The sequence below is a fragment of the Pseudomonas sp. MDT1-16 genome (assembly GCF_054898115.1).
Map to the genome: position 1 here is coordinate 1,986,224 of NZ_CM142717.1, position 23,832 is coordinate 2,010,055.

The 23,832-nt window shown below is 55.2% G+C and carries 23 protein-coding genes and 1 pseudogene; 18 read left to right on the forward strand and 6 right to left on the reverse strand.

The annotated features are described in order from the left end of the window. Positions 1–249 precede the first annotated feature (249 nt). The 4 genes from copD to ACYZT3_RS09010 all read right to left on the reverse strand — a co-directional run bounded on the left by copD (position 250) and on the right by ACYZT3_RS09010 (position 3,982). The gene (gene copD / locus ACYZT3_RS08995) at positions 250–1,194 is read right to left on the reverse strand and encodes a copper homeostasis membrane protein CopD (protein ID WP_462031901.1); all 945 of its coding nucleotides are present in this window, start codon (positions 1,192–1,194) and stop codon (positions 250–252) included. 3 nt (positions 1,195–1,197) lie between these two features. Next, complete coding sequence (gene copC / locus ACYZT3_RS09000) at positions 1,198–1,581, reverse strand: copper homeostasis periplasmic binding protein CopC (RefSeq protein ID WP_462031902.1); 384 nt, start codon at positions 1,579–1,581, stop codon at positions 1,198–1,200. A 332-nt stretch (positions 1,582–1,913) separates the two neighbouring features. Continuing rightward, positions 1,914–3,302 (reverse strand): heavy metal sensor histidine kinase, encoded by a 1,389-nt coding sequence (locus ACYZT3_RS09005; RefSeq protein WP_462031903.1) that lies wholly within the window; start codon positions 3,300–3,302, stop codon positions 1,914–1,916. Next, a complete protein-coding gene (locus ACYZT3_RS09010; RefSeq protein ID WP_462031904.1) occupies positions 3,299–3,982 on the reverse strand; it encodes a heavy metal response regulator transcription factor in 684 nt (227 codons plus the stop codon). Before ACYZT3_RS09010 ends, ACYZT3_RS09005 begins: the two co-directional genes overlap by 4 nt. Positions 3,983–4,189: 207 nt before the next feature. On the opposite strand from ACYZT3_RS09010, the gene ACYZT3_RS09015 reads away from it, so the two are divergent. From ACYZT3_RS09015 to ACYZT3_RS09040, 6 genes and pseudogenes are all read left to right on the forward strand, one after another. After that, positions 4,190–4,549, forward strand: a complete 360-nt coding sequence (locus ACYZT3_RS09015) for a co-regulatory protein PtrA N-terminal domain-containing protein (RefSeq protein ID WP_462031905.1) — start codon at positions 4,190–4,192, stop codon at positions 4,547–4,549. 159 nt (positions 4,550–4,708) lie between these two features. Beyond that, positions 4,709–5,280: pseudogene (locus ACYZT3_RS09020) on the forward strand (cupredoxin domain-containing protein). 149 nt (positions 5,281–5,429) lie between these two features. Continuing rightward, complete coding sequence (locus ACYZT3_RS09025; protein WP_462031906.1) at positions 5,430–5,966, forward strand: cupredoxin domain-containing protein; 537 nt, start codon at positions 5,430–5,432, stop codon at positions 5,964–5,966. Positions 5,967–6,063: 97 nt separating this feature from the next. After that, positions 6,064–6,315, forward strand: a complete 252-nt coding sequence (locus ACYZT3_RS09030; protein ID WP_462031907.1) for a DUF2933 domain-containing protein — start codon at positions 6,064–6,066, stop codon at positions 6,313–6,315. A 2-nt stretch (positions 6,316–6,317) separates the two neighbouring features. Next, positions 6,318–8,678, forward strand: a complete 2,361-nt coding sequence (locus tag ACYZT3_RS09035; RefSeq protein ID WP_462031908.1) for a heavy metal translocating P-type ATPase — start codon at positions 6,318–6,320, stop codon at positions 8,676–8,678. Between the two features lie 111 nt (positions 8,679–8,789). After that, a complete protein-coding gene (locus ACYZT3_RS09040; protein ID WP_462031909.1) occupies positions 8,790–8,990 on the forward strand; it encodes a heavy-metal-associated domain-containing protein in 201 nt (66 codons plus the stop codon). Positions 8,991–9,042: 52 nt separating this feature from the next. On the opposite strand, the gene ACYZT3_RS09045 is transcribed toward ACYZT3_RS09040, so the two are convergent. Together ACYZT3_RS09045 and flgB are read right to left on the reverse strand one after the other, a co-directional pair. Further along, positions 9,043–9,306, reverse strand: coding sequence for a hypothetical protein (locus ACYZT3_RS09045; RefSeq protein ID WP_462031910.1), 264 nt, complete (start codon positions 9,304–9,306; stop codon positions 9,043–9,045). Positions 9,307–9,378: 72 nt separating this feature from the next. Beyond that, entirely contained in the window at positions 9,379–9,792 is a 414-nt protein-coding gene (flgB, locus tag ACYZT3_RS09050) for a flagellar basal body rod protein FlgB (RefSeq protein WP_462031911.1), read from the reverse strand. A gap of 430 nt (positions 9,793–10,222) precedes the next feature. Here flgB and ACYZT3_RS09055 point away from each other — a divergent pair, with 430 nt between their 5' ends. The 12 genes from ACYZT3_RS09055 to ACYZT3_RS09110 all read left to right on the forward strand — a co-directional run bounded on the left by ACYZT3_RS09055 (position 10,223) and on the right by ACYZT3_RS09110 (position 23,806). Next, a complete protein-coding gene (locus tag ACYZT3_RS09055; protein ID WP_462031912.1) occupies positions 10,223–10,429 on the forward strand; it encodes a co-regulatory protein PtrA N-terminal domain-containing protein in 207 nt (68 codons plus the stop codon). Positions 10,430–10,649: 220 nt separating this feature from the next. Beyond that, on the forward strand, positions 10,650–12,683 hold the full coding sequence (locus tag ACYZT3_RS09060; RefSeq protein ID WP_462031913.1) for a copper resistance system multicopper oxidase: 2,034 nt from the start codon (positions 10,650–10,652) through the stop codon (positions 12,681–12,683). Positions 12,684–12,695: 12 nt separating this feature from the next. Further along, complete coding sequence (locus ACYZT3_RS09065; protein ID WP_462031914.1) at positions 12,696–12,953, forward strand: hypothetical protein; 258 nt, start codon at positions 12,696–12,698, stop codon at positions 12,951–12,953. Beyond that, the gene (locus tag ACYZT3_RS09070) at positions 12,925–14,049 is read left to right on the forward strand and encodes a copper resistance protein B (RefSeq protein WP_462031915.1); all 1,125 of its coding nucleotides are present in this window, start codon (positions 12,925–12,927) and stop codon (positions 14,047–14,049) included. Before ACYZT3_RS09065 ends, ACYZT3_RS09070 begins: the two co-directional genes overlap by 29 nt. Before the next feature lie 9 nt (positions 14,050–14,058). After that, positions 14,059–14,874 carry a c-type cytochrome gene (locus ACYZT3_RS09075; protein ID WP_462031916.1) on the forward strand — a complete coding sequence of 272 codons (816 nt, stop codon included), beginning with the start codon at positions 14,059–14,061 and terminating at the stop codon, positions 14,872–14,874. After that, positions 14,864–15,331: a DUF411 domain-containing protein gene (locus tag ACYZT3_RS09080; protein WP_462031917.1), complete on the forward strand. Its 468-nt coding sequence runs from the start codon at positions 14,864–14,866 to the stop codon at positions 15,329–15,331. Before ACYZT3_RS09075 ends, ACYZT3_RS09080 begins: the two co-directional genes overlap by 11 nt. Positions 15,332–15,548: 217 nt before the next feature. Further along, complete coding sequence (locus ACYZT3_RS09085; protein ID WP_462031918.1) at positions 15,549–16,295, forward strand: AraC family transcriptional regulator; 747 nt, start codon at positions 15,549–15,551, stop codon at positions 16,293–16,295. 68 nt (positions 16,296–16,363) lie between these two features. Beyond that, positions 16,364–17,233, forward strand: a complete 870-nt coding sequence (locus ACYZT3_RS09090) for a sterol desaturase family protein (RefSeq protein ID WP_462031919.1) — start codon at positions 16,364–16,366, stop codon at positions 17,231–17,233. A gap of 247 nt (positions 17,234–17,480) precedes the next feature. After that, a complete protein-coding gene (locus ACYZT3_RS09095) occupies positions 17,481–17,822 on the forward strand; it encodes a hypothetical protein (protein WP_462031920.1) in 342 nt (113 codons plus the stop codon). Positions 17,823–17,922: 100 nt separating this feature from the next. Continuing rightward, on the forward strand, positions 17,923–19,179 hold the full coding sequence (locus ACYZT3_RS09100; RefSeq protein ID WP_462030191.1) for a TolC family protein: 1,257 nt from the start codon (positions 17,923–17,925) through the stop codon (positions 19,177–19,179). Then, entirely contained in the window at positions 19,176–20,651 is a 1,476-nt protein-coding gene (locus ACYZT3_RS09105) for an efflux RND transporter periplasmic adaptor subunit (protein ID WP_462030190.1), read from the forward strand. Before ACYZT3_RS09100 ends, ACYZT3_RS09105 begins: the two co-directional genes overlap by 4 nt. Then, positions 20,648–23,806, forward strand: coding sequence for an efflux RND transporter permease subunit (locus ACYZT3_RS09110; RefSeq protein WP_462031921.1), 3,159 nt, complete (start codon positions 20,648–20,650; stop codon positions 23,804–23,806). The genes ACYZT3_RS09105 and ACYZT3_RS09110 overlap by 4 nt, the downstream gene beginning before the upstream one ends. The last annotated feature ends 26 nt before the right edge of the window (positions 23,807–23,832 follow it).

Here is a 23,832-nt window from a genome sequence, read left to right on the forward strand (position 1 = left end):
CTTGTGGGTGGGGCTTGGAAAATGTCACTTTGGGCAATTATGCTCACGATTATAAATTATGTTCGCAAATATAATTTGTCATAAATCTCGATCCACGACTCGAGGCTATCGCTCGATTGCAACGATGGGGTCAAAGATCAGATCGCTGACTTTAGTCCACCAAGGATGTGTGCAGGCCCGCCTGAGGCAGAGAAATGTTTGTATCGCTATCTCTGATTGCGCAGTTAGCTGTAGATATTATGTGGTTTATTAACTTTTGACCGAACTCATATCCATCTCCGGGCTCAAAGTTCCTAGCCAAGCGACTAGGCACACTATGATTATTGCTACCGAGAACTCTATGGCCATACTGTGCCGCAAAACATTAACGACGCCAGTGTATTCTCTGCTCTGGATTGATCTTTCTAAAAGTGGACTCAAGTGAAAACGGTTCAGCGTAGCTAATAAAATCATTGCTGCAAATAGTAAAATTTTTAAACAAAGCAGCACGCCATAAGTGCTAAACGTTATCCCATCCAATGTTGGACCTACAATGAAAAGATAATTTACTATACCGGTAATGCTTAGACTCACTACGATCAATGCACCAGCTGATTCAAACCCGGTAAGAGCTCGGGAGAGAATTCGCACCTCTTGTTCGCCATTTAGAATCTTAGTGCGCAGCAGTAAAGCGAATGCGGCCAGAGCTCCCATCCAGGCGCCGGCGGCCAAAAGGTGAAGAATATCGCTAGCGAAATGCATATAACGACGATTGCCTTCATCCATCGCTCCATGCCCTGTCCACGCCAAGGTTGCGAGAGCTGTAGCACCGAAGAAGGTAACCGCCCAGAGGCTGAGGGTCGGGAAGCGTTTGTTTAGTGTGACAGCTATACCTGCTAGAACAAGGGCTGCTATTCGGACCATCCAAGTGAGTCCGACGTCGGTACCAGTAAGTACCATTTCGAAGATGTGCTGGCGAAGCTCCATAAACTCTGAAACGCCGCTCATTGCTTTCGCAAGCAGCAACATCGCGGCAAGAGACAGAAGTACACCAACAACGACTGTACCAAAAAGGAGCGACTCAAAATTTAAGACCGTGCCGGATACCCGTTCTTTTCCCCTAAGGCTATACAAGCCAAAAATTGCTAATCCAAATAGCAGCATCAGGTCTAAATAAAGAACGAAGCGAAGGGCGATGTTTATTGAGTCGCTCATGGATCATTTCACTTTAAAAGAGAAGTTGCCTGTGATGGGATGAGTATCGGAAGAGACCGCCCGCCATTCGACCTTATAAGTACCGGTGGTTAACGGAGCGGCAGGCGTGATAACCATCATTTTTGGATCGGCGCCTCCTGCGACACCAGCCTTAACGCCCATTGGAGAGTTCGGCATGCCAGGCATGTCGGTCATGATCAGTTTTGCCCCTGAGAACTGAGTCGTGAGGTTCTCCGAGAAGTGCAGCTCGATTTTAGACGGCGCGGCGGACGTCGAGCCTTCTGCAGGGGTAGAGGACACTAGCTTTGGATGCGCCTGGGCGATGGCGCTCACGAGCAAGCCGGCGGTAAGTGCAACAGCTACGATAGTAGTTTTAAAGAGTGACATGCAAGACTCCTCACAGCTAAAGCTGTTGGTTCGAGGTTTGATGGAGTAGATCTAGTTTTTATTTCTCAATTTCGGTTAAAACCACCTGCGAATACCCAGCGTGTGCCGCGAACTGAAGCTAGGTAACAGATCAGGGTGACCGCGTTAAAGAGCTAGGACACGATGCCACATGACTGCCGACTGTTGGATTACATTTCAGTAAGCTTTGCGCGTGCTCTCTGGTCCAGAATTGGGGGGCATGTGGCCCAACTGTACCTCTGAGGTTCGTAGGGAAGTCACTTCGTCTAGGACGCAGTCGCTATCTTTACTTCGATGCGGTGCCTGAACAAGGATCAGGCACGTTTCAATCCGGCACTAGGAAGCTCCATATGGAAGGCTGTTTTCCCATTGGATGAGTCACACCAGATCTTGCCTTCATGGGCTTCTATGATCGACCGCGTAATTGAGAGCCCCAGCCCAGCGTTGCTGGGGCTTCCTTCGCGCCGGGCCGGATCTGCGCGGTAGAAGCGATCGAAGAGCTTTTCCAGATGCTCGGGCGCGATGGTCTCTCCTGGATTTTCGACCGTCACCATTGTTGACGTATTTCTTTGTTGGATATCGATCCTGATGGTTCGCCCCTCCGGGGTGTACCGCAGCGCGTTCGACAGCAAGTTCGAGATGGCTCTGTGCAACATCAACACGTCACCCCGGACACTTCCTACTCCCGAAACGGTCAGTTCGATACCGCGCTCATCCGCCAGCAGGTGGTAGTACTCAAGCAGTTTCGACACGACCTCCAGCAGGTCAATCAGCTTGTTCTCAGGTTTGATTAACCCGTTGTCGGACTTAGCCAGGAAAAGCATGTCATCAATCATCCGCGACATACGCGTCAAGTCATCCAGATTCGAATACAGATTATTTTCGTAGTCCTCAATATCCCTTTTTCTAGAGAGCACCACTTCGGTATGGATCATCAGGTTGCTGAGCGGGGTGCGCAACTCGTGAGCAATGTCCGCTGAAAAATTTGATAGCCGGACAAAAGCATCATCCAGCCGGGACAACATCGCGTTGAACGACGACACCATCTGTTGCAGCTCTTTTGGGACCGGCGCTAGAGGGATGCGGTCATTGAGTGATTTGGCTGACATCGACGCCGCGACCATGGTCACCTGGCGAATAGGACGCATGCCGCTGCGTGCAACCATCCAGCCTAATGCGGCACTGACGAGCGCGCTGATGACCAACCCTATCCAGAACCATTGCTGAAGGGTTTTGAAGAAGGCCATGTGCTGAGTCACATCGAAGATCAAGATTACGCTCAGCGGTTTTTCCTGACCGACCATCGTCGCTTGTGCCGTCATGCCACGGAACATCTGCTCTTGGTCTTGCCATTCCCACACACTCTTGTTAGTCGTCAGACGGAACTGCTCAGGGACATTTACTGGCCCTGGATCAGCGAAAAGCAGCTTTCCATCGCTATCCAGGATCAGGGCTGTCAAATCACGGTGAGCCCCCAGCAGCGCCTGCAACTGGGGTTTTAGCTCGCTGAATTGATCAACACTGCGCAGCTCTCCCAGGATTCTTTGGGTCGAATAGAGCTTTTCGTTCAGGGTCTGCTGATCCAGCATTTTGAAATGACGCTGGCTGAGGTGGTTAAAGCTGAGTCCGGCGACGGTGAGCACAGCCGTTACCGCAAGCATGAACATCAGGCTCATGCGTGCAGTCAGGGATAGACTGTTCATTCCGACTCCGGGGCATCAAGCATATAGCCCATACCTCGGGCGGTCTGGATCAATTTCAGTTCAAAATCATCGTCAATTTTCGCTCGCAAACGTCGGATAGCAACTTCGATCACATTGGTATCACTATCGAAATTCATGTCCCAAACCTGGGAAGCGATCAAAGATTTCGGTAGCACTTCGCCGCGCCGGCGCAGCAGCAGTTCGAGCAACGAGAATTCTTTCGCCGTCAGGTCAATTCGCTTTCCACTGCGTACAGCACGACGTTTCAGCAGATCGACTTCAAGATCTGCTATTTTCATGATGGTCTGCGTGGGCGAGCTATTCCCCCGGCGGAGCAGCGTCCTGACCCGGGCTAACAATTCGGAAAAGGCGAATGGCTTGACCAAATAGTCGTCTGCACCCAACTCCAATCCTTTGACGCGATCTTCGACGCCATCACGTGCCGTCAGAAACAGCACCGGGACATCTTTCCCCGCTGCTCGCACCATCCGCAGTACTTCCCAGCCATCCAGGCCCGGCATCATCACGTCCAGAATCAACAGGTCATACGCTTCGCTCAGTGCATGCTGAAGTGCATCCGTTCCCGTCATGACGCGGTCGACGTTGAACCCAGCCTCAGTGAGGCCTTGCTGCAGGTAAGTGCCTATTTTTGGCTCGTCTTCAGCGACCAGAAGTTTCATGAGGGCAGTTTCCAAATGTTGTGTCGCCTGAGTGTGCAGCCAAATAGCCCCCCCAACCATAAGCTTACGAAAATGTAATCCTAGCTTCAGGCCTTTGTCAGGGAGTTTTGTCTAGTGTGCAAGCATGAGCACTAGGTTGTGCTCTCGGCCCTCGAATCAACAACAACCAGAGGTGCCGGCCACAGCTTCTTGTGAGGAGACTACCTTATGAAATTGCTTAAACATCTGCTTCTCGTTGGTTCGCTCCTGCTGTCCTCAGCTGTCTGGGCAGAATCCGGGGGTGATCGCACCATCCAGCGCATTGAACAACTGCGGGATAAGGCCGAAGCCGTATTGATCCAGGCGGAGAAGGCTCCCCCTGGCCAGCGCCATGTGCACATGAAGGAGCACATGAAGATGCTCGATGAGATGATGAGCGAGCTTCACAAAGGACACCCAGCTCCCGGTATATCTGCGCAAGAGCATCTTGCTTGGATGGAGCGGCACGACAAATTGGTGGATGACGCCCTCGGGCAGATGATGCGGGAGCACAAGTTAATGATGGCTGACAAAGAGTGCCATCCATAAGAAATTCCCTTCAAGGCCTTCCGTGATTGCTCCTTTGACCTAGCGGCGCCACAACGGCGCCGCGTTTTTTCAAGCTGACTAATTTGTAGTTTTGGGGTAAGCCCCGGCAGGAGCCTGGGAATAGCATGAGATTTCCAACCACCTCAGTGAGGTTTCATCATGAAACGTTCACGTCTCCAACGGTTGATCGCCGGACTTCTCTTCGGTGCTGCAACTCAAGCCTTTGCGCAAACGCCTGGCAGTGAAACCAGCATTGGCCGACAGACCCAAGCAACCCCTGCTACGCGTACCGTTTTCGTCAAGATGGATGACATCAGCTACGGCCAGAAGTCGATCGATGTGAAGTCTGGCGAGACCGTCCGCTTCGTGTTGAAGAACGAAGGGGCGCTGATGCACGAGTTCAACATCGGCAAAGCCGTATCGCAGCTGGAACATCAACGCGAGATGGCGGCGCTATTTAAAGACGGCACGCTGACGCCGACGGGCAAGGCGAAGTCGATCGTCTGGCGGGAGCACTTCACTGCCCCTAGCGATTCCGATCCTCCGGGATATCCGGAGGTCAATGAGGCAAAACATGACGATCCTAACGCCATCCTCGTAGAGCCTGGGACGACGAAGGAATTCGTCTGGACATTCGCCGATGTGTCCAACCTGAACTTTGTCTGAACTTTGCCTGCACCCTGCCGGGACATTATCAGGCAGGGATGGTGGGTGAGTTCGTAATGCGTTGAATCGACGCCCAGGGGCCCCGGCGCTGTGTGCCGGGCAGCACCTGATCTCAGCTAACTTCACCGATATGTAATTATTGCGTAAGTCAGCTGGCAGCTCAGCCTGGCTAGCATTAAGGCGTTTTAAACCACTCTGTCCTGCGAGGTTCACCATGAAAGCTAAGTCCGCATTCCTGCTTTTCGTTGCCAGCCTTATGTTTTCAGCGTCTGCAGCGATGGCCAACCCGAGCCACGGTAATGTAGACATTGGTCAGCCAGGCGATTCTCAAAAGGTTGATCGCACCATCGAAGTGAAGATAGGCGATAGCTTCTTCGAGCCAAAGAGCATTGATGTCAAACCGGACGAAACAATTCGCTTCGTGCTCAAAAACGAGGGCACGTTGCTACACGAGTTCAACATCGGCAAAGCCGCTGCCCATGCCGCGCATCAAAAAGAGATGGCGGCCATGTTCCAGAACGGCTCGCTTAGTCCTACTGGTAAAGGGCAAGCCATGAGCGATATGGACCACAGCATGGTCGGTATGAAGATGGACGGGATGGCGCACAACGATCCCAACAGCGTTCTGATCGAACCAGGGACAACCAAAGAGCTTGTCTGGACCTTTTCCAAGAGCACAGGCCTGGAGTTTGCCTGCAACGTTCCGGGCCACTATCAGTCGGGGATGGTGGGTCAGTTTGAAGTGAAGTAAGCGCGGCTTGATCGATATCACAGCCTCAGAGCGAGCGTTGACTACTCTCAGTCGCAGACGTCACCGCAGCTCTTGCCAGAACACTGGGGACCACATCATGACTAACCATCCGCATTCGGTTGAAAATTCGCCTTCTTCTTTCTGGAGAAGCAAAACGGGTGTCGTACTGACCATGCTGGTTGCAATCGGTGTTTTCTACGTCGTCCGGGAACACTTCAGCCATGTTTCACCTTATCTGCCCTATCTGATCCTGTTGATCTGCCCGTTGATGCATTTTTTCGGGCACGGTCACGGCGGTCATGGTCGACACGTGAGCTCCGAATCCAACAAGGACGATAAAGGAAACTAGTCATGTCTAACGCCACGAGTCACCGCGACCATGATCACGTCCATCCGATAAAACCCCACGATGGTGGTCTACACGATCCAGTGTGCGGCATGGCAGTTACCCCGCCGAGCACGTTCAGTGAGCTATACGAGGGGCGGGCCTATCAGTTTTGCAGCCTGAAGTGCCAAGAGAAGTTTCGAGCAGAACCCCAACGTTATGCTCCGAATCCGTCGGGTACCAATCACTCTAGTCGCACTGAACCCGCGGCTGAGCCACAGCTGAGTACTGAATTCACTTGCCCCATGCACCCAGAGATACGACAGCCTGGCCCCGGCACCTGTCCTAAATGCGGAATGGCATTGGAACCAGTCATACCAGGGCTGGAAGAGGAGGAAAACCCCGAACTCAAGGATTTCACCCGTCGCTTTTGGTGGTCGTTACCGTTAACCGTGATCGTGACCGTGCTCGCCATGGCAGGACATTCATTACACCTCCTCTACGGAACCACACAGAACTGGGTGGAGCTGGTCCTTGCAACCCCGGTGACCCTATGGGCCGGCTGGCCCTTTTTTGTGAGGGCCGTAGCGTCCATTCGTCATCGCAGTCCAAATATGTGGACCTTGATAGGACTGGGTACAGCAGCGGCCTATCTTTACAGCGTTGTGGCGACGTTTTTCCCCCAGAGCTTTCCCGCCACCTTCATGCAAGATGGCCGCATCGGCGTCTACTTCGAAGCTGCCGCAGTCATCATCTCACTCACCCTGCTTGGGCAGATTCTCGAGCTCAAAGCCCGCTCGCAAACCTCCGCCGCCATTAAATCTCTTCTGGGTCTGTCTCCGAAAACCGCACGCAGGATCAATGCCGATGGCACAGAAGAAGACATCCCTCTGACGCATGTCCACAAGGGTGATCACCTCCGGGTAAGGCCAGGTGAAAAGGTGCCTGTTGATGGCTCAGTACTGGAAGGCGAAAGCGCCGTCGACGAGTCGATGCTGACCGGAGAACCCGTGCCGGTGATGAAGAGAGCTGGAGATAGTCTGATCGGAGCCACGCTCAATACCCATGGCAGTCTGGTGATGGAGGCACAGAAGGTTGGGGCCGAGACCATGCTGTCGCAAATCGTACAGATGGTGGCTCGCGCTCAGCGCTCCAAAGCACCGATGCAACGCATGGCTGATGCCATTGCCGGCTACTTTGTGATGGGCGTCATCGCTATTGCGGTGCTGACGCTCTTGGGCTGGGGGCTCTTTGGTCCTGAACCCAGTTGGGTTTTCGGCCTGATCAATGCGGTCGCCGTGCTGATCATTGCCTGCCCCTGTGCTCTGGGGCTCGCGACGCCGATGTCGATTATGGTGTCCACCGGTAAAGCAGCCAGCATGGGCGTGCTGTTCAGAGATGCCAGTGCCATCGAGAACCTTTGCAAGATCGACACACTGATTGTCGATAAGACCGGCACCCTGACAGAGGGACGTCCAGTGTTTCACAGCGTGGAGGCCGCACAGAACTTCGACCCCAATGATGTTCTTCAACTCGCTGCCAGTCTCGATCAAGGCAGTGAGCATCCTCTGGCTCACGCAATCGTTGATCACGCCCGAGCTGAAAACCTTGTATTGAGCAAACCCGAATCGTTCGAGTCCGGATCTGGGATTGGTGTCAGCGGTATGGTTAGCGGCAAGAAAATTCAACTGGGCAATACCGCCTTGATGGAAGAAGCAGGCGTGAGTATCCGGCCCCTCCAATACCGTGCAGAGCTGTTACGACTTGAAGGTATCAGCATCATCTATGTTGCGGTCGACGGAGTACTGGCTGGATTGCTCGCAGTGTCAGATCCGATCAAACCAACCTCCAAAGAGGCTGTCACCAAGCTCAAGGCTGACAATGTAAAAATCATCATGGCCACTGGTGATGGCCTCACCACGGCACGAGCTGTCGCCAAGGAGATGGGTATTGAAGAAGTCCACGGTGAAGTGAAGCCTCAGGACAAGGAGCGCTTGGTCGCGGACCTTCAGCAATACGGTCGGCGGGTTGCCATGGCTGGCGACGGTATCAATGATGCGCCTGCCTTGGCCCGAGCAGATGTGGGCATCGCCATGGGGACCGGGACAGACGTCGCGATGAACAGCGCGCAACTGACCTTGGTTAAAGGCGACTTGATGGGAATTCTTCGTGCGCGAGCCCTTTCTGTCGCGACCGTAAAAAACATGAGGCAGAACCTGGGCTTCGCCTTTCTCTACAACTCGATGGGTATACCACTCGCTGCGGGTCTGTTGTATCCACTGACCGGGCATCTGTTATCACCGATGGTCGCGGCCATCGCGATGAGCGTCAGCTCTGCATCTGTTGTTTTCAATGCATTGAGGCTGAGAAACATCCGTATAGATTGAAGCCTGGGAACCATTCAAACCGGGGCGCAGACACTACTTGACCTTCCTATCGTGTCAACGTTGATGCTGTGGTTGCGGCTAAAGTAGCCGCTCAATACGAGAGGAATAACTATGTTCGTCTTAGATGTGTCCGGCATTGGTTGCGGCAGCTGCGTTAGCAAAATCATCAAAGCCATTCAATCGTTGGATAACGAGGCAACTGTTTCGGTGGATCGTGCTGCCGGTAAGGTCAACGTGGAAAGCATCGAAAGCCCGGAGCGAGTCCGCGCTGCTGTTGAAGCGTTGGGTTTTCCTTCCAAGGTAAGCGCCTGAGTGCGCTGATCTGCTCCAGCGTCAACGCCCTCATGCACAGACTCTCCTGGGCTCATTTCAGATACTCACCGAGCTCCAGCTCCGACAGCGCTGAAGACTCAATGACCACTGTCAGCTTCGATTCGGCTGACCAGTTCTCTGCCGGTTGCTTGGTTTCGGACAATTGGGTTCCTCTGGCAGCAGCTTGTTTACACCAATAAAACAGGGACAAATCACTGCAACCCTTTCGGCGCGCGACTTCTGCCATAGAGAGACTGAGTGGAGGGAGCAACATTTTAAGCAGTGCCGCTTTTCGTTCGGGTGAATAGAAAGGCATGACCATACTCTTGCCGCCCCCGGAATGCGTTTAAAAAATCCGGAGACACGACAACTACTCTGACACGTGGGATCACTCTCCACGTATTGCCTTAATTAATCCTTTAAATGAGCCATTTAATCGAGTAAAAGCCGCCTCGAAATGAATTTCATTCTCCGTATACTTCGCGATTTCGATCTGCTGATCCACGGTATTTTGGTCAAGGGACGGTTGATTTTGAGTTCTGTAAAGTAAAGCACGCCCATCAGAGTCGCCTTCTGAGCCATTTCCATGAATATGATTTTGGTTTGTTGTTTGTAAAGAAATCTGAGTGCTCGCAACTCGCTTTGACTGTTCTGCAAGCAAGGTAGGAAAGTCCAGATCGCGAGCCTTAAAATTCGGTGTGTCGGCGTTGACGATATTGTTGCTCAGCACCTCAGCTCTTTGACTACGATAGATTAAAGCTCTTTCTGCAGAGCCAACGGCCTTATCAAAATTAATACTCATGCCAAATCACCTTTGTGGATAACTTCCAGTTCCAACACAATACGCATAGCGAGCAGTCAGGTTAAAAATAATGGGTCCACATTGGTGAGTTTCAGATTCTCAGCAGTTATTAAAAAGCTGTCGAGCACTTTTAAGAACGTTAAATTCCGCCGACATCCGTCGTCTTCGCTGAAAATGACTGGAGGCTTACAAGTTTGTCATATATTGGTTTTTAAGCGGTTAATTGCAGCTTTGGATGAACGAGACCATACGGATTAAGCCGCATGATGTTCAAGAGGGAAATCGCAACCTGACACAACTGTAATATTCACCTAAGGTTTCTGACAGGGGATAAGTCTTAAGGTGACATCGAGCCTTAAGCTCAGTCCCGAGAATCATCTCTTGATGGGGATTCTACGGGGCAACCAAATACTTATCCGAGGCTACCCAAATGAAATCCATGAAAACCCTATTGGTTATTGCAGCTTTGACCGTTTCTTCTCTGGCGATGGCCGAAGGCGGCGGTGACCGGACATTTGCACGTATGGAAGCGGCCAGGAAGGACTCGATGGAGTCGTACCAAATTGCCCAAAAGCAAGGCACTCAAGCCCCCGTAGCCGAGAGCAAAGCCAAAGCCGTCGACCATGCCAACTGCTGATCTATTTGGCGGATTCCCAAGCTGACAGAAATGTAATCCCCTTGATAGTCAAAATGTGGCAACTTCTGAGCTCGCCTGCCGTATAAATTTTGTCATTTGCGGCGGCGGGCAAGACTCATAGGGATTCAAGACGAACTCCAGAGAAATTGCCCCAACCGGTAAGCAAAACGCACAACGTGTTTCGCACGGCTTCCCTTTTGACTGAGTGGACATAAACGGCATGCATTCCAAAACCTCTAGACGGACATTCGTTAAAGGCCTGGCCGCTGGTGGCATCCTTGGCGGTCTTGGCCTATGGCGCACTCCGGTATGGGCGGTGACCAGTCCCGGTTTTCCAAACGTACTGACCGGTAACGAATTTGATCTGTTCATTGGTGAAACCCCAGTGAACATCACCGGCTCGGCGCGCACGGCGATGACCATCAACGGCTCTTTGCCGGGACCGCTGCTGCGCTGGCGTGAAGGGGAAACGGTCACTCTGCGAGTGAAAAACCGCCTGGATCAGGACACCTCTATCCATTGGCACGGGATCCTCCTCCCGGCCAATATGGACGGTGTACCAGGCTTGAGCTTTCACGGTATCGCGCCGGATGGCATGTATGAGTACAAATTCAAAGTCCATCAGAATGGTACTTACTGGTACCACAGCCACTCAGGTTTGCAGGAACAGGCAGGTGTCTACGGGCCCATCGTGATCGATTCGAAAGAACCTGAACCTTTCCAATACAACCGCGATTACGTGGTCATGCTGACCGACTGGACCGATGAAGATCCTGGTCGGGTCATGGCCAAGCTCAAGAAACAGTCGGACTACTACAATTTCCACAAACGTACCGTTGGCAACTTCATCGACGATGTCAGCGAGAAAGGCTGGGCCGCGACGGTGGCGGATCGGAAGATGTGGGCCGAGATGAAAATGAACCCCACCGATCTCGCCGACGTCAGTGGGTATACCTACACCTATCTCATGAATGGCCAAGCCCCTGACGGTAACTGGACCGGAATTTTCAAACCGGGTGAAAAGCTGCGCCTGCGCTTCATCAACGGTTCGGGCATGAGTTATTTCGATGTTCGTATCCCAGGCTTGAAAATGACCGTGGTGGCCGCCGATGGCCAGTACGTCAACCCGGTCAGCGTCGACGAATTCCGCATCGCTGTGGCAGAAACCTATGACGTGATCGTGGAGCCTGTCAGCGCAGAGGCTTACACCATTTTCGCTCAGTCCATGGATCGAACCGGATATGCCCGCGGAACCCTGGCCGTGCGTGAAGGGTTGAAGGCGCCGGTCCCGGCGATCGACCCGCGTCCCCTCGTCACCATGGATGATATGGGGATGGGCGGAATGGATCACGGCGACATGGCCGGCATGGACCACAGCACCATGAAACCGGGCGACATGGCCGGCATGGACCACAGCACCATGAAACCGGGCGACATGGCCGGCATGGACCACAGCACCATGAAACCGGGCGACATGGCCGGCATGGACCACAGCACCATGAAACCGGGCGACATGGCCGGCATGGACCACAGCACCATGAAACCGGGCGACATGGCCGGCATGGACCACAGCACCATGAAACCGGGCGACATGGCCGGCATGGATCACAGCACCATGAAACCGGGCGATATGTCTGGCATGGATCACAGCAAGATGACTGGCATGGATCAGGGCGATATGTCCGGCGGCATGGATCACAGCAAGATGGCAGGCATGGGCACAGGAGCCATGCAATCTCACCCGGCTTCCGAAACCAACAACCCGTTGGTTGATATGCAAGCCATGAGCACAGCGCCGAAGCTGAACGACCCAGGTATTGGTTTGCGCAACAACGGCCGTCGCGTGCTTACCTACTCAGACCTTAAGAGCACTTTCCAGGACCCGGATGGTCGCGAGCCCAATCGGACCATTGAGCTGCACCTGACCGGTCATATGGAAAAGTTCGCCTGGTCATTCAACGGCATCAAGTTCTCTGATGCTGAGCCTTTGCGCCTCAAGTATGGCGAGCGGCTCCGTATCACCTTAGTGAACGACACCATGATGACCCACCCTATCCACCTTCACGGCATGTGGAGTGATCTTGAGGATGAGGATGGCAACTTCATGGTGCGCAAGCACACGATCGACATGCCACCTGGCACTAAGCGCAGCTATCGAGTAACAGCTGATGCGCTGGGGCGCTGGGCCTATCACTGCCACCTGCTATTTCACATGGAAATGGGCATGTTCCGTGAAGTACGGGTTGATGAGTAAAGGAGACGGGTTATGAGTACATATCTGAATCGTAAGTCGCTGATCAGTTGCGCCCTTGCCATTGGCCTGTTGGGTGGAGTGCCCTTTGCACTGGCAGGAGAAAGCAGTGGTGAGCATTCCCATTCCACTCCAGCATCATCAACGGACAAGCCAGAGCCAACGCAAAAGCCCAAGGCCAATGAATCCAAAACCGATGACGGTTCTATGGATCACAGCAAGATGAGTGAAGAGTCGATGGATCATGACCAAAAAACCAAAAAAGCGGATTGAGATCATGACCAATAAGCTTTTACGTCCGACCCTGATGGCGCTGACGGTTTCAGTCAGCACCGCTTTTGTTGGCTGGGCCAGCGCCGCTGAAGAGATGGATCCGTCGATGACCATGTCCTCGGGAACGGAGTCAAAACCGGCGGTGCCTCAAAAGTCGACCCCGGCCAAAGACAGCCAGATGGACCATTCCAAGATGGATCATGGTTCGATGGGGTCTATAGACCAAAGCAATATGGAGGCGATGGACCATAGCAAAATGAACATGGGCCAAGGCCAAGAAAAGCCGATGGACCACAGCAAAATGAATCATGGGCAAATGGACAAAGGCCAGATGGAAGGCATGGATCACAGCAAAATGAAGATGGATGCCGGGGCGACCAGCACGAGTCGAACTCCCATTCCTGTATTGACGGATGCTGATCGTAAAGCTGCTTTTCCGCCAGTGGCAGGCCATGGTGTTCATGACAAAAGCCTCAACACATTCTTTCTGCTTGATCAGTTCGAGTATCAGGACGCTGATAACGGCAGTGCCCTGAGTTGGGATGCAAAAGGCTGGATTGGTGGCGACATTGATCGTTTATGGCTGCGGTCGGAGGGGGAGCGTACCAATGGTGTGACTGAAGACGCCGAACTCCAAGCGCTTTGGGGGCACTCGATCAGTCCGTGGTGGGATGTGGTGACCGGCGTGCGTCAGGATTTTAAACCAGGCTCGCCACAGACCTGGGGCGCCTTCGGTATCCAGGGTCTGGCCCTCTACAACTTCGAAGCTGAAGCCACCGCTTTCATTGGTGAGAACGGCCAGACCGCGGCTCGGTTAGAGGGCGACTACGACATTCTGCTGACCAATCGCCTGATCCTGCAGCCCACAGCCGAAATGAACTTTTACGGAAAAAACGATCCTCAACGCGGCATTGGTTCTGGTTTGGCCAATACCGAAGTGGGTTTGCGGTTGCGCTACGAGATTGTCCGTGAGTTTGCCCCCTACATCGGGGTTACCTGGAGTCGCTCTTATGGCAAGACCGCCGACCTCGCTAGCGATGAAGGAGAGGATGCGAACGAGGCGCGATTTGTCGCCGGTATTCGGATGTGGTTTTGAGAGCCTGACATGAAAAGAACATTGAAAACATTAACTGCTGCTGGTGTGGTCGCCGCAATAGTAGGTGCCGGCGTGGTGTATTTTGGTGTGATTAATGTTGGGGCGGATGATCCACATTCCGAACTCGTTTACTCACTGCTGTCCACTGCTCGGGATCGCTCGATAGCAGTGCGTTCACGCGACATCAAAGTTCCCGACTTGACCGACGGAACTCTCGTTCGGGCAGGTGCTGGCAACTACAACTCAATGTGCATTGGCTGCCACCTTGCTCCGGGTCTCGCAGGAACCGAGTTAAGTAATAGCCTTTACCCTGCACCTCCAAATCTTTCAAAACTGGGCGTTGATGGAAACCCTGCCGCAGCGTTCTGGATCATCAAGCATGGAATCAAATCCACAGGCATGCCCGCCTGGGGTAAAAGCATGGCCGATCCCTACATCTGGGGGATGGTCGCTTTTCTCCAGCAGCTGCCTGCATTGAATGCGGAGCAATTCAACGCCCTAGTAGCCAGCAGCGGTGGCCATCAACACGGTGGCGGCGAGAGCAAAATGCACGACCATGAAGGCCAGCATGATGCCCAAAAAGGGGCTGCTGCTGGACATCATGATGCGGGTGCAGCCGAAGAGGTAGCCAAAGCAGACGACCATCATGGCGAGAAAAACAGCGCCCATGCTCATGAGGCTGCCGCAGCACCTACTCAGGATGAAAGTCCCGAACACGCCCATCCTCAGGGTGCCGAGGCTTCACTTGACGCTTCTGCAACTCCTGCCGCTCAACCAAAAACTCATCCCCATGCTGATGGGAAGGAGCATACCCATGCGAAATAACATTTATCGGCCCGGACGGATACTTCGCCTTGCTGCATTCGCGGCTCTGTTGATCAGTTCAACTGGTCATGCAGCAGAATCGCTGACTATCGACGTCCATCGTGACGCTAACTGTGGATGCTGCAAGAAGTGGATGCAGCACCTTGAAGCCAACGGCTTCACCGTCGTTGATCATGTAGAAACCAACATGAGCGCGGTCAAGCAGGACCTAGGTGTTGTTCCGCGTCTCTCGTCATGCCACACCGCGGTGTTCAACGGAAAGTTTGTTGAAGGCCACGTACCTGCTGAGCAAATAGTTGCTTTGAGCAAACGCGATGACCTTCTCGGAGTTGCTGTACCCGGCATGCCGGCAGGCTCGCCTGGTATGGAGGTCGGTGGGAAGCAGGATGCGTATCAGGTCATCGGTCTGAGCAAAGCAGGTACCGACCAAGTGATCGCTGAGTACCCGGCAAACTAATCACAAACGTTCATAACCCGAACGATGGTAAACCGGTCGATCCGGCATCGGCAAAACCCTCAAATATCCAGGTGCGAAATGCACCACAAAGAAATTGGGAGTCGGCGCGCGAATGGCCCATCATGGCCCAGCATCAATACGATGCCGCAGTCAGATGCCGAATGACTATACGTGTGTGGTCGGCACGGACAAAAGCGGAAGTGGGCCGAGCTAGATAATGAAGAGCTGGGTTACAACAGAGACCGTGCGCTGGGCAGGTCATGCTTGGGTAGGTCCCGGTATCGGTGTCTTTCATGGCCGCGCCGGTCACCAGGAGTGGCACCTCCATCAAGCGCATCAGATCTCAGTTGGCCTCGACTCAACTGTATCGGTTCAAACCCCGATGGGTATTCAAACCGGGGGCGCCATCTTCATTCCGGCCGGCTTGAAACACCGGCTGAGCGCCGATCACGTTCTGTCGATCTATGTGGATGCGCTGTCCGAGGAAGCTCGTGTTTTGCAGGGTGCCGAAGAGGCGAGGGTGATTGGGATCACTCCGGCGGACGTAGCGCCGATTATCGACGCGCTGCATGCGACTGGACACACTGATCTCCAGGTTAGGACTGGGGTGCGCCAGGCACTGCGACTCCCCGATCTCTCGCCCCCAGATCCTCGCTTGATCAAGGTAATTGAGGCGCTGCGCAGAGGCCAAACGAGACGCAGAGAATTGGCCGCGGTGGTGCATCTATCCCCCACGCGGTTTTCTCATTGGTTCGTGGAGCAGACGGGGCTGCCGCTTCGCAGTTACGCGAGATGGTTACGTCTCACGCAAGCCTTGCAGCATTTGGCCAAAGGTGTACGGCTGACTGACGCGGCTCATGAGGCGGGCTTTTCAGACTCTGCTCATTTCTCCCGGACATTCCGGGCGCTATTGGGTATCGATCCGTCATCCGCCTTGGCTGAAGTTCATCTCCAGGAGATTTAGCTCTTTCGTTCAAGTCGAAAGCTCACCTCTTCACATATTGTGATGGTTCCATATCCAGGAGCTGAGCAATGCCTTCCTCTCTCCGATTCGCCTTACGGTGGGTGAGCTATCCACTCGTGTTTGGCGGCTCTGCCGCCTTCATGATCTGGGCGCTGTATACCGGCGTACCGTATTGGCCCACGATTCCCCTAGTTGCTGCAGTGGGACTTTTGATCATTGCTGGTTTGGAGCGTATTCAACCTTTCCGCGAAGCCTGGCTTGAGGATCATCAAGACACCGCGACAGACCTGCTGCACATGCTGGTGAACCTTTCCGTCATTCAATTCACAGCTGGGATCCTGGTCAAGCTTGGTGATGCGGTGCCAGCTTCGGTTCGTCTCTTTCCGATCGAGAGCCCGCTGTGGCTGCAGTTGCTACTGGTCATCGCCGTGCTCGATCTGAGCCTGTATGCCATGCACCGGACCAGTCACCGAGTGCATTGGCTGTGGCGTTTTCACATGCCTCATCACAGCGCCGAGCGGTTGTATTGGATGAACGGGGAGCGACGACACCCGTTGCACGCGGTGCTTATGGCGAGTCCGGGGCTGGTGATTCTGTTCGCATCAGGCGCACCCTCCGCAGTTGTGGCCATCTGGTTTGGAATTCTAACAGTGCACTTGGCCTTTCAGCATTCGAACCTGGACTACCGGCTGGGATGGTTGCGCCACATCATTGGGGTTGCCGAAATTCATCGCTGGCATCACAAGCGCGACTTTGAGGACAGCCAGGTCAACTTTGGTGAGTTTCTGATGGTGTGGGACCGACTGTTCGGCACGTTCTACGACAGTGTGGGGAAACTGGGCCAAGCTGAGGTCGGATTGCATGAAAAGGATTACCCCAAAAACTACCTTGGACAGCTCATCGAACCCTTTGAGCATGGCCGTATAAACAAAGGCTAGTGGGCTCCCTCGCTTGTAGCTACGGCAGCTACCGAGGCCACACTAAAGGCCAAACCGATCAAATGTGATTCGAGCGGCATGCTGTGAGCTGTAACTACTTCCATGCTCAGGGAATTGGGCGTCGTTGTTTAGCGAGTCCTTGTTTCTGAGAGAGGGGCTTCATGTTGATCTGCAAATGCTGTCTGGCAGGCTCTTCCTGACAGATTCGTAATGGTATAGCCCGTCACCAGCGACTAGACTCCCTCGCATGAAACGCTATCTGCGGTGTTGCCTCATTTTCCTGATCAGTCTGGCGCTTCCCCTGAGCGGGATGGCGGGCATTCAGTCACCGACAGAACCTTGCCCGATGAAAACGACGGGCATGACCATGATGGATGATATGAACCAGGACTGCTGCCTTGACATGAGCAGCTCCGCCGATCACGGCAAAACCTGCAAACCTGGCCAGGAATGCAGGAGCGCCAGTCTGCTACAAGTGTCGTTTGGGAAACCTGCCACCCGTTTGTCCAGTCCGCAGATGCTAACAATCTTCAGCGTCCTCCTCCCTACTCAGGCCCCGTCCGGGGTATGGCGACCGCCTCGCGCTTGATTCCTGTACCACACTGAGCCTCATCCCGCCCTGGCGCGGGATGGCATATCTGCGCGCGAGCCCAAGAGGCGCGCAGTGGATCATCACAGGAATCGTGAACATGAACTCCAAGTGCTACTGCACCGGTTGGCCCCTCGTGGCTGCCCTGGCGGCAAGCGTGCTGGCATTGCCGAGCCTTGCTGCGCCGCTGACACTCGATGAAGCCTTGCGGTTGGCCGAAAGCAATGCCCCATCGCTGGCCGCCCAAGCGGCCAAACTGCAAGCCGCCAGCAGCGCCGCCATTCCAGCCGGCGAACTACCCGACCCGAAGCTCCTGCTGGGCGTACAAAACTATCCCATCGGCGGCCCTGACCGCTGGCGCCTTGAACAGGATTTCATGACCATGCAGATGGTCGGCGTCATGCAGGAGGTGCCCAACCGTGACAAGCGACGGGCGCGAATCGAAGTGGCCGAGGCATCCGTAGATCGCGCCGCGGCCGAAAGCCGTGTCGAGCGACTGAACGTTCGTCAGGCCACGGCATTGGCCTGGATCAGCAGCTACTCCGTCGAGCGTAAAGAGGCGCTGTTTCAGGATTTTTACCGGGAGAATCGTCTGTTGGCCGAAACCGTACGGGCGCAGATCGCCGGTGGTCGTGCTCAACCTGCCGATGCAGTAACGCCGAAACAGGAGGCGGCTCAGTTGGCGGAACAACAAGACGATCTGGTCCGCCTGCGGGCCCAAGCCAGAGCGGCTCTCAGGCGCTGGATAGGTCCGGCCGCCAATGATCAACCCGTTGGCAGCTTGCCCGAATGGCCCATCGATGCCTCGGGTTACCCTCATAAGCTGCAACATCACCCCGCACTGGCGGCATTCACGCCAATGACTCGCGAAGCGCAGGCCAAGGTCCGTGAAGCCAAGGCGGAAAAGCAGTCCGACTGGAGTTGGGAGCTTGATTACCAGCGCCGCGGCCGTCAGTTCGGCGACATGGTCAGCGTGCAGTTCACGTTCGACCTGCCACTGTTCCCCGACTCCCGACAGAACCCGAAGATCGCCGCCAAACACGCTGAACTGAATCAGTTGGAGGCCGAGCGCGAAGCTCTCGTACGTGAACATACCCAGCAACTGGAGGACGATCTGGCCGAATACGAGCGTCTGAACCGTGCCGTGCACCGCAGCCAGGAAAGCCTGTTACCCCTGGCCAAGGAAAAGGTCGGGCTGACCATGGCCAGCTACAGCGCCGGTAAAAGCGACTTGGCGGCTGTCATCGCTGCCCGACGTGAACTCATCGAGACCCGCCTCAAACAGGTCGACTTCGAAGAACAGCAAGCCCTCACCAGTGCTCGCCTATATTTTGCTTATGGGGACACCAATCAATGAGCTCTCAAATCTGGAAAGGGGCTTTGCTGACAGGACTTTCGATTGCCTTGGGCGCGGCCGGCGGTTACTGGTTCGCTCAACAGCGCGTGCCTGATAGCACAGCCGAACAGGCCCCTAAAACCCAAGACGAACGCAAAGTACTGTATTGGTATGACCCGATGTCCCCGCAGCAGAAGTTCGATAAACCCGGCAAATCCCCCTTCATGGATATGGAGTTGATGCCCCGCTACGCTGATGCTGCAGCGGACAGTGCGGCCATCAGTATCGACCCAAGCCTGACCCAGAATCTCGGCGTGCGTCTGGCCACCGTCACTCGCGGCGTGCTTGCTTCCAGTCTGGACGTCGTCGGTGTGCTGGCATTCAACGAGCGGGATGTCGCGGTGATTCAATCGCGTACTGCTGGCTTTGTGGAGCGGGTGTATGCCCGTGCTCCAGGCGATGTGCTCAAAGCCAATGCGGCTTTGGCCGATATCCTGGTCCCGGAGTGGGCCGCTGCTCAGGAAGAGTTTCTCGCACTCAAACGCAGTGGCGATGCGGACTTGCTGGCGGCAGCACGCCAACGCTTGCACTTGACCGGGATGCCAGCGACGTTGATTGCTCAAGTGGAGCGAAGCGGCAAGACCCAGCCGGTCCTGACGCTCACCAGCCCCATAAGCGGTGTGCTGCAAGAGTTGAATGTACGTTCGGGTATGACCGTTGCGGCCGGCGAGACTCTGGCTCGAGTCAATGGCTTGAGCAGCGTCTGGCTGGCAGTGGCCGTTCCAGAGTCGGAGACTGGATCGATCAACATGGGGCAAGCGGTCGAAGCACGTCTGCCAGCCTTTCCAGGAACAGTGCTCAAGGGCACGGTCAGCTCGATTCTGCCCGAAACCAATCCCGACAGCCGAACTGTGCGTGTTCGGGTCGAACTCCCCAACCCTGATGGGCGACTCAGGCCGGGTATGACAGCCCAGGTGCACCTGAATCGTTCGACCGAACAAAGCGTTCTGTGGGTGCCGAGCGAGGCAATCATTCGCACCGGCCGACGGGTCCTGGTGATGCTCGCCGAAGACGCTGGTCGCTACCGACCCGTAGAGGTGCAACTCGGGCAGGAAAACGAAGGCAAGACGGTGGTGTTGAATGGGTTGGAAGAAGGTCAGCAGGTAGTCAGCTCTGGACAGTTCCTGCTCGACTCTGAGGCCAGTCTCAAGGGCATTGTTGCGAGCGCGCTGGAAATGTCACCACCCAGCGCAGCAGCCTCCAGCTTTCATGAGGCGGATGGGCAGATCGTCGAGATCAACAACCAAGACGTAACAATCGCCCTTGGTCCGTTCAAGACGCTGGGCATGCCTGGTATGACTATGACCTTCCCATTGGCTGACCCTGCTCTCAAGCAAGGACTCAAGGCGGGCGACAAGGTTCGGGTTGCGGTGAGCCAAACCGATGATGGATTGCGCGTTGAACGCCTGGAAAAACTAGGGGGCCAGCCATGATCGCCGCCCTTATCCGCTGGTCAGTCGCCAACCGTTTTCTGGTACTGCTGGCCACGATCTTCGTCACGGTCTGGGGCGTTTGGTCGGTTCAGAGCACTCCCATCGACGCATTGCCAGACCTTTCCGATGTTCAGGTGATTATCCGCACCCCTTATCCGGGACAAGCGCCGCAAATAGTTGAGAATCAGGTGACCTACCCGTTGGCTACCACCATGCTCTCGGTGCCGGGGGCCAAGACCGTACGCGGCTATTCTTTTTTTGGCGACAGCTTCGTGTACGTGTTGTTTGAAGACGGTACCGATTTGTATTGGGCCCGCTCGCGGGTGTTGGAATACTTGAGTCAGGTCCAAAGCCGCCTGCCGGCTTCCGCCAAACCGTCCTTGGGACCCGACGCCACAGGCGTGGGCTGGATCTATCAGTACGCACTGGTGGATCGCAGTGGCGGACACGACCTGGCGCAACTGCGCGCCTTGCAGGACTGGTTCCTCAAGTTCGAACTCAAGACCCTGCCGAACGTTGCGGAAGTGGCCACCGTGGGCGGCATGGTCAAGCAGTACCAGGTGCAGCTCGATCCGCTGAAACTGGCCAACCTGGGCATCACTCAAGCAGCGGTGACCGAAGCTATCGGCAAGGCCAATCAGGAAACCGGTGGTGCGTTACTGGAGATGGCGGAGACCGAGTTTATGGTGCGCGCTTCCGGTTATCTGAAGACACTCAACGACTTTCGTGCGATTCCGCTCAAGCTGGGTGCGGGTGGCGTACCAGTGACCCTCGGCGACGTGGCGACGATCCAGCTGGGGCCGGAGATGCGTCGCGGTATCACTGAACTCGACGGCGAAGGCGAGACCGTCGGCGGCGTGGTGATTCTGCGCAGCGGCAAGAACGCTCGCGAAACCATTGCCGCGGTCAAAGCCAAACTTGACGACCTGAAAAGCAGCCTGCCGGCCGGGGTGGAAATCGTCACCACCTACGACCGCAGCAAACTGATCGACCGCGCAGTGGAAAACCTCAGCTACAAACTGCTCGAGGAGTTCATCGTCGTCGCGTTGGTCTGTGGGATATTTCTCTGGCACCTGCGTTCTTCCCTGGTGGCCATTATCTCTTTGCCGGTGGGGGTGCTCATTGCCTTCATCGTCATGCGGCATCAAGGAATCAACGCCAACATCATGTCCCTTGGCGGGATTGCCATTGCCATCGGCGCCATGGTCGACGCCGCCGTGGTAATGATCGAGAACGCTCACAAGAAGATCGAGGCTTGGCATGTGGCCCATCCTGGGGAGGAGTTGAAGGGCGAACGTCACTGGCATGTGATAACCGAAGCGGCGGCGGAGGTGGGACCGGCGCTGTTTTTCTGCCTGCTGATCATCACCCTATCGTTCATCCCGGTGTTCACCCTGGAGGCTCAAGAGGGTCGTTTGTTTGGCCCATTGGCCTTCACCAAGACCTATGCCATGGCAGCGGCGGCCGGGCTTTCGGTAACACTGGTGCCGGTGCTGATGGGCTACTGGATTCGTGGTCGGATCCCCAAAGAGGACCAGAACCCGCTGAACCGCTGGTTGATCAGGATCTATCAACCGGCCCTGGATGCGGTGTTACATCGGCCCAAAGTCACCCTACTGATCGCGTTAATGGTTTTCCTCAGTGCGTTGTGGCCGATCTCTCGCTTGGGTGGCGAGTTCCTCCCTGCGATGGACGAGGGCGATTTGCTCTACATGCCTTCGGCTCTGCCGGGGTTGTCGGCGCAGAAAGCGGCGCAGCTGCTGCAACAGACCGACCGCTTGATCAAGACGGTACCCGAAGTCGAACACGTTTTTGGTAAGGCTGGTCGTGCCGAAACCGCGACCGACCCAGCGCCGCTGGAGATGTTCGAGACCACTATCCAGTTCAAACCACGCGAGCAGTGGCGTCTTGGTATGACCCAGGAAAAATTGGTGGAGGAGCTGGATCGAGTGGTGCGCGTCCCTGGGCTGACTAATATTTGGATACCCCCGATCCGCAACCGCATCGACATGCTCGCCACCGGGATCAAGAGTCCGATCGGAGTGAAAATTGCCGGTGCCAATTTGACGGAAATCGACGCGGCGACTCAGGCGGTCGAGCGCGCGGCCAAAAATGTGCCCGGGGTCAGTTCGGCTCTGGCTGAACGATTGACTGGTGGGCGTTACATTGATGTGGATATCGATCGTAAGGCTGCTGCCCGCTACGGGCTGAACATCGCCGATGTGCAGTCGATCGTGGCTGGCGCTATTGGCGGTGAAAACGTCGGAGAAACGATTGAAGGGCTCGCACGCTTCCCGATCAATGTGCGCTATCCCCGTGAGTGGCGTGACTCGCTCGGCGCCCTGGAACAGTTGCCGATCTACACCCCACTGGGGAGTCAGATCACCCTCGGCACTGTGGCGAAGGTCAAGGTCAGTGAAGGCCCGCCGATGCTCAAGAGCGAAAATGCCCGACCTTCCGGATGGGTGTATATCGACGTGCGTGGCCGGGACATTGCCTCAGTGGTTGCTGATCTACGTCGGGTTGTGGGTGAGCAGGTCAAGCTGCAGCCAGGCATGAGCCTGAGTTACTCAGGCCAGTTCGAGTTTCTTGAACGAGCCAACGCACGGCTCAAGCTGTTGGTGCCAGCCACTCTGTTGATTATTTTCGTGCTGCTGTACCTGACGTTTTCCCGATTCGACGAGGCGTTGCTGATCATGGCTACCTTGCCGTTCGCCCTTACCGGTGGAGCGTGGTTCCTCTATCTACTCGGCTTTAACCTGTCGGTGGCCACCGGCGTCGGTTTCATCGCTCTGGCGGGTGTGTCTGCCGAATTCGGCGTGATCATGCTGCTCTACTTGAAAAACGCCTGGGCCGAACGTGTAGAGGCCGGCGACAGTACCGAGCGTGGGCTAATCGCAGCAATTAGCGAAGGAGCCGTGCAGCGGGTTCGACCCAAGGCCATGACGGTGGCGGTCATCATTGCTGGCCTGTTACCGATCCTATTGGGCAGCGGTTCCGGTAGCGAAGTGATGAGCCGCATCGCCGCACCCATGGTCGGCGGTATGGTTACCGCGCCCTTGTTGTCCCTGTTTGTCATCCCGGCAGCTTACCGCTTGATGCGCCGCCGACGCCTCGCTGTTGAATCCATACCCTCGGATGGAAGCAGGCTATGAAGTGATTGTGTCCGCCACTGCCTACA

Coding starts and splice junctions, on each gene's coding strand:
- copD (WP_462031901.1), bottom strand. CDS start 1,194: ATGAGCGACTCAATAAACATCGCCCTTCGCTTCGTTCTTTATTTAGAC.
- copC (WP_462031902.1), bottom strand. CDS start 1,581: ATGTCACTCTTTAAAACTACTATCGTAGCTGTTGCACTTACCGCCGGC.
- ACYZT3_RS09005 (WP_462031903.1), bottom strand. CDS start 3,302: ATGAACAGTCTATCCCTGACTGCACGCATGAGCCTGATGTTCATGCTT.
- ACYZT3_RS09010 (WP_462031904.1), bottom strand. CDS start 3,982: ATGAAACTTCTGGTCGCTGAAGACGAGCCAAAAATAGGCACTTACCTG.
- ACYZT3_RS09015 (WP_462031905.1), top strand. CDS start 4,190: ATGAAATTGCTTAAACATCTGCTTCTCGTTGGTTCGCTCCTGCTGTCC.
- ACYZT3_RS09025 (WP_462031906.1), top strand. CDS start 5,430: ATGAAAGCTAAGTCCGCATTCCTGCTTTTCGTTGCCAGCCTTATGTTT.
- ACYZT3_RS09030 (WP_462031907.1), top strand. CDS start 6,064: ATGACTAACCATCCGCATTCGGTTGAAAATTCGCCTTCTTCTTTCTGG.
- ACYZT3_RS09035 (WP_462031908.1), top strand. CDS start 6,318: ATGTCTAACGCCACGAGTCACCGCGACCATGATCACGTCCATCCGATA.
- ACYZT3_RS09040 (WP_462031909.1), top strand. CDS start 8,790: ATGTTCGTCTTAGATGTGTCCGGCATTGGTTGCGGCAGCTGCGTTAGC.
- ACYZT3_RS09045 (WP_462031910.1), bottom strand. CDS start 9,306: ATGCCTTTCTATTCACCCGAACGAAAAGCGGCACTGCTTAAAATGTTG.
- flgB (WP_462031911.1), bottom strand. CDS start 9,792: ATGAGTATTAATTTTGATAAGGCCGTTGGCTCTGCAGAAAGAGCTTTA.
- ACYZT3_RS09055 (WP_462031912.1), top strand. CDS start 10,223: ATGAAATCCATGAAAACCCTATTGGTTATTGCAGCTTTGACCGTTTCT.
- ACYZT3_RS09060 (WP_462031913.1), top strand. CDS start 10,650: ATGCATTCCAAAACCTCTAGACGGACATTCGTTAAAGGCCTGGCCGCT.
- ACYZT3_RS09065 (WP_462031914.1), top strand. CDS start 12,696: ATGAGTACATATCTGAATCGTAAGTCGCTGATCAGTTGCGCCCTTGCC.
- ACYZT3_RS09070 (WP_462031915.1), top strand. CDS start 12,925: ATGACCAAAAAACCAAAAAAGCGGATTGAGATCATGACCAATAAGCTT.
- ACYZT3_RS09075 (WP_462031916.1), top strand. CDS start 14,059: ATGAAAAGAACATTGAAAACATTAACTGCTGCTGGTGTGGTCGCCGCA.
- ACYZT3_RS09080 (WP_462031917.1), top strand. CDS start 14,864: ATGCGAAATAACATTTATCGGCCCGGACGGATACTTCGCCTTGCTGCA.
- ACYZT3_RS09085 (WP_462031918.1), top strand. CDS start 15,549: ATGAAGAGCTGGGTTACAACAGAGACCGTGCGCTGGGCAGGTCATGCT.
- ACYZT3_RS09090 (WP_462031919.1), top strand. CDS start 16,364: ATGCCTTCCTCTCTCCGATTCGCCTTACGGTGGGTGAGCTATCCACTC.
- ACYZT3_RS09095 (WP_462031920.1), top strand. CDS start 17,481: ATGAAACGCTATCTGCGGTGTTGCCTCATTTTCCTGATCAGTCTGGCG.
- ACYZT3_RS09100 (WP_462030191.1), top strand. CDS start 17,923: ATGAACTCCAAGTGCTACTGCACCGGTTGGCCCCTCGTGGCTGCCCTG.
- ACYZT3_RS09105 (WP_462030190.1), top strand. CDS start 19,176: ATGAGCTCTCAAATCTGGAAAGGGGCTTTGCTGACAGGACTTTCGATT.
- ACYZT3_RS09110 (WP_462031921.1), top strand. CDS start 20,648: ATGATCGCCGCCCTTATCCGCTGGTCAGTCGCCAACCGTTTTCTGGTA.